Below are 4,184 nucleotides of genomic sequence, written 5' to 3'. Positions count from 1 at the left end.
CAAAACGGCAAGCGCGGGCAGCTTGCCGTTTTGCATGGGGAGTTCATTTAGCCACGCTCTGTGGCGAATTGCCAGACTGGTGAGAGATAGGCGCTCAGGTCAAATCTTAGTGGGCAGCGACGGCGTAGGCCGGTTTGGCCAGCGGATCGATGCCGGCTTTTTTGCCAAGATGGCCCGCCCAGGTAGTCAGCCCCAGAAGAGAAGCAAGTAATCTGGGCTGGTCGCCGCCGGTATGGGCCGTGTTCTACAAACAGGGCGCTTTGGCACCACGCATCGCCGCTTTTGTCGACTATCTGGCACAGCATCTGGCTGAACGGCTGAAGTGATCTCCTCTCCCGCCTAATCGCTTGCCGGCTTTAGTCCTGGCGGACGATGACGGTACCCGACGCGCTATTGATGATGCGGTATTGCCATCAGAGGAGAGCTGCATGTTGCCCCGTATCCCTACCATTCCCCGCATGATGGCCGCCAGTGCGGCGCGCTGGCCCGGCCGCACCGCTATCGAGGATGAAGGCCAGCTGATCAGCTATCCCGAGCTTGACCGCTTGCGGCGCAAGGCGGCCGCCGCCCTGTTGCGCATGGGCATCAAGCAGGGGGACAGGGTTGCCATTTGGGCACCCAATGGCTGGCAGTGGATCGTTGCGGCACTGGGCATTCATAGCGCAGGCGCGGTGCTGGTGCCGGTCAATACCCGCATGAAGGGTAGCGAAGCGGCTTACCTGCTGCAAAAAAGCCAGTGCAAACTCTTGTTTTGCATCGGTGACTTTCTCGGGGTGAACTATCCAAGGCAACTTGTGGGCCTGCAGCCGGAGTGTTTGCGGGATGTGGTGCTGCTGGGGGAGGGCGGCGGCGGGGAGGGCATGCTGACATGGGATGAGTTCCTCTCTTATGCCGATGACGCCGCACTGCAAGAAGCCGACAGGATCTCGCAGGCGCTGACGCCGGATCATACTTCCGACATCCTGTTTACCTCGGGCACCACCGGCTACCCCAAGGGGGTGATGAGCGGCCATGGGCAAAACCTGACCGGGATGGCGGTTTGGGCCGGGGCGATCGGTTTGGCGCCCGGTGACCGCTACCTGATCGTCAATCCCTTTTTTCACGCCTTCGGTTACAAGGCAGGCTGGCTGGCCAGCCTGATGGCCGGTGCCACCATTTTGCCGATGGCGGTGTTTGATGGCGCAGCGGTACTCTCGCGCATAGAGCGCGACCGCATTACGGTATTGCCCGGGCCACCGACCTTGTTTATCTCCTTGCTGGAAGACCAGAGGCTTGCCCACACCGATATTTCCAGCCTGCGTGCCACCGTCACGGGCGCAGCTTCAGTGCCGCCTGCGCTGATCGAACGCATGCGCAGCGAACTGGGTTTCGATATTGTCCTGACCGGCTATGGCCTGACTGAATCTTCCGGTATCGCCACGCTGACACTGGCAGAAGATAGCGCGGACACCATCGCCAAAAGCTGCGGCCGCCCCTTGCCCGGGGTCGAGATCCGCATTGCCGGCGAAAACGGTGCGCCGCTGCCGGCGGGCGAGGCGGGCGAAGTCTGGATACGCGGCTTTAACGTGATGCAGGGGTATTTTGGTGATGCCGCCGCGACCCGTGATGCCGTCGATGGTGATCTATGGCTGCATACCGGCGATGTCGGGGTGCTGGATGAGGCCGGTTATCTCGCGATTACCGACCGGCTGAAGGACATGTTTATTGTCGGCGGTTTCAATGTCTATCCGGCCGAGATCGAGCGCGCGCTGGCATTGCATCCGCACATTGCTCAGGTGGCCGTGATCGGCGTGCCGGACACCCGCATGGGTGAAGTCGGCAAGGCCTATATTGTGGCGCGTGCCGGCTTCGAGCCCATAGGCGACGAGATTGTCAGCTGGTGTCGTTCGCGCATGGCCAATTACAAGGTGCCGCGCGAGGTGGCTTTCGTCTCGGCCTTGCCGCTTAATGCGACTGGCAAAGTACAGAAAAACCTGCTGCGCGAAATGGTCTAGGCCCAGCTTTCGCGAGCAGAGAGCAAAAAACCCGCTTTACAGCGGGTTTTTTGCTCAGGAAGGAGCGTTTCAACGTGCCAGCCACTGGGTGAAGCGCGCTTCCAGCGCCGGGCCGTGCTTGACCCAGAATTCGCCATTCATCGGCGTGGCGCTGGCCAGGTTGGCCGGTGACGTAGGCAGGCGCATGGCCGTTTCGCGCGGCAATAGCTGCAATGCCGTCAGGCGGGTCGGGCCATAATCGATATAGCTGGAGTAGGTCTTCTGGTTTTCAGGCTGGCTGGCGAAGGTGATAAAGCGGGTCGCCGCTGCGCTATTGGCGCCCTTGGGGATGGCCCAGTAGTTGATATTGTAAAGATTGTCGTTCCACTGAACGCGTAGCTTAGGCCAGTTTTTCTGCTCTGCGGTGATGCGGCCATTGTAGGCGACGCTCATCACGACTTTGTCGTAGGCCAGCATCTGTGCCGGCTGCGCTGGTGATTCCCACCATACGATATGCGGCTTGAGCTGCGTTAACTTATTAAAGGCGCGCGTAACGCCCGCTGGTGTGGCCAGAACCTGATAGACATCGGCCGGGGCGACGCCATCGGCCATCAGTGCGAATTCCAGCGTGTAGCGTGCACTCTGGTGCATGCCGCGTTTGCCGGGTATTGCTTTGACGTCCCAGAAGTCCTGCCAGTTGCGCGGCACGCGTGCGGCGCTATCGGCGTTGTAGGCCAGCACCACCGCCCAGGTAAAGATGCCGACCCCGCACTCGCTGACACTGCCGGCGACGAAGTCTTCGGGTTTGCCTATGCGCGCCCAGTCCAGTTTCTGAAAACGCCCCTCGCGGCAGGCGCGCGCAAGTTCCGGTGCCGACACTTCCACCACGTCCCATTGCTGCCCTGAATTCTTGCCCTGGGCAATTTCGCGGTAATAGTCGCCGTTATAGTCACCGGATTTGATCGCAGTGCCGCCGGCATCACGGAAGGGTGTGTAGAAGGCGATTTCCTGAGCAGCCTTATTGGCGCCGCCAAAAGACAGGATATTGAGTTCGGCTGCCTGAGTTGGCAGGCTCATGACCAAACCCAGGGTCAGGGTCAGTGTATGTGCGCGCATGCTATGTCCTTCGTGTGGAGGCGGGCCGTTGTTGTTCGCGACTTTTCATGTTGATAGCCATTTTTAAACCAAATGACCAAGCATTTCAAATAAATCATAGTCGGGCAGTGCTTTGATAGCCGGCACGTAGCGCGCCTTCGATATAGCCCAGCATCTGTGCATCGCCCGCCAGTACCACATTCAGCCCCGCCTGCTGCAGGCGGCGGGCAAGGCTGTCATCGCTTTGTGCGCCATTGGCTAGCACCACCGAATCGGCCTTGAGCCGCGCTTCGCCCTCGGTGCTGTGATATATCAGGGCATGACCGTCTATCAGTTTGACGCGGGCGTCAGCAATCAGGGTGGCGCCGTATTGCCCCAGCTCGGCGAGCACGCGCCAGCGTCGCACAATGGAAAGTTCGCGTCCGAAACTGGCACTCTCTTCCAGTACGGTGACCTGGCGATTGCGCGCCACCAGAAATTCGGCCAACTCCAGACCGACCAGCCCGCCACCGACAATCACCACCGAGTGCCCCAGAGGCATCCATAAATGGCTGAGTTTTTGCAGTGCGGTGCTGCTATCGGTGACGCCGGACAGGTTGCCGGCCTTCATCATCACCCTCTGTGCCAGAGACAGCTTGCGTTTGGCCACTTCCTCGCCGCCGTCGCCGGTCAGTAAGGCCCTAAGTTCGTCACCACTGAAAACATGTGCTTGTTCGGCACCAGGTAGATTGGGCGCGGCGCGGCGCGCACCGCTGGCCACGATGACGGTGTCCGGTGCCAGTGCGGCGATGCTCTTTGGTGTCGCTTCGAAGTCGAGTTTGATATCGACCGGCAGTGAACGCACGGCATGGATTAGATAGTCGAGCAGCCTGCCGTTTTCAGCGTAGGCAAGGCCGGCAAAAAACAGGGTGCCACCGAGGCGTTTGGCTTTCTCCACCAGTGTGACGCGATGGCCGCGCATGGCGGCCACCCGTGCTGCTTCCATGCCGGCCGGCCCGCCGCCGACTATCACCACGTGGCGTGGTATGGCTGCCGGGGTGAGTCCGCCTTCGAATTCGTGTCCGGTTTCAGGATTGACCGCGCATTTGACGCGTTCATTGATAAAGATCTGGCTGA

The 4,184-nt window shown here is 60.4% G+C and carries 4 protein-coding genes; 2 read left to right on the top strand and 2 right to left on the bottom strand.

Features of this window, described 5'->3' with window-relative positions; genetic code table 11:
- Positions 1 to 161: 161 nt before the first annotated feature.
- Both ACRC1E_RS14140 and ACRC1E_RS14135 read left to right on the top strand, forming a co-directional pair.
- Positions 162 to 326: a hypothetical protein gene (locus ACRC1E_RS14140; protein WP_438515733.1), complete on the top strand. Its 165-nt coding sequence runs from the start codon at positions 162 to 164 to the stop codon at positions 324 to 326.
- 102 nt (positions 327 to 428) lie between these two features.
- Complete coding sequence (locus tag ACRC1E_RS14135) at positions 429 to 1,994, top strand: FadD3 family acyl-CoA ligase (protein WP_438515732.1); 1,566 nt, start codon at positions 429 to 431, stop codon at positions 1,992 to 1,994.
- Between the two features lie 69 nt (positions 1,995 to 2,063).
- Here the strand turns inward: ACRC1E_RS14135 and ACRC1E_RS14130 are convergent, their stop codons facing one another.
- Both ACRC1E_RS14130 and ACRC1E_RS14125 read right to left on the bottom strand, forming a co-directional pair.
- Positions 2,064 to 3,089, bottom strand: a complete 1,026-nt coding sequence (locus ACRC1E_RS14130; RefSeq protein ID WP_438515731.1) for an extracellular solute-binding protein — start codon at positions 3,087 to 3,089, stop codon at positions 2,064 to 2,066.
- A gap of 94 nt (positions 3,090 to 3,183) precedes the next feature.
- The coding region (locus tag ACRC1E_RS14125) for an FAD-dependent oxidoreductase (RefSeq protein ID WP_438515729.1) at positions 3,184 to 4,184 on the bottom strand (1,001 nt) is incomplete at its 5' end.

This window comes from Craterilacuibacter sp., from assembly GCF_051659485.1.
Lineage (GTDB): Bacteria > Pseudomonadota > Gammaproteobacteria > Burkholderiales > Chromobacteriaceae > Craterilacuibacter.
This window is presented reverse-complemented; position numbering and strand designations above follow the sequence as displayed.

What these genes read in the sequence shown, in the direction of transcription:
- ACRC1E_RS14135 (WP_438515732.1), top strand. Translation starts at nt 429, where the DNA reads ATGTTGCCCCGTATCCCTACCATTCCCCGCATGATGGCCGCCAGTGCG.
- ACRC1E_RS14130 (WP_438515731.1), bottom strand. Translation starts at nt 3,089, where the DNA reads ATGCGCGCACATACACTGACCCTGACCCTGGGTTTGGTCATGAGCCTG.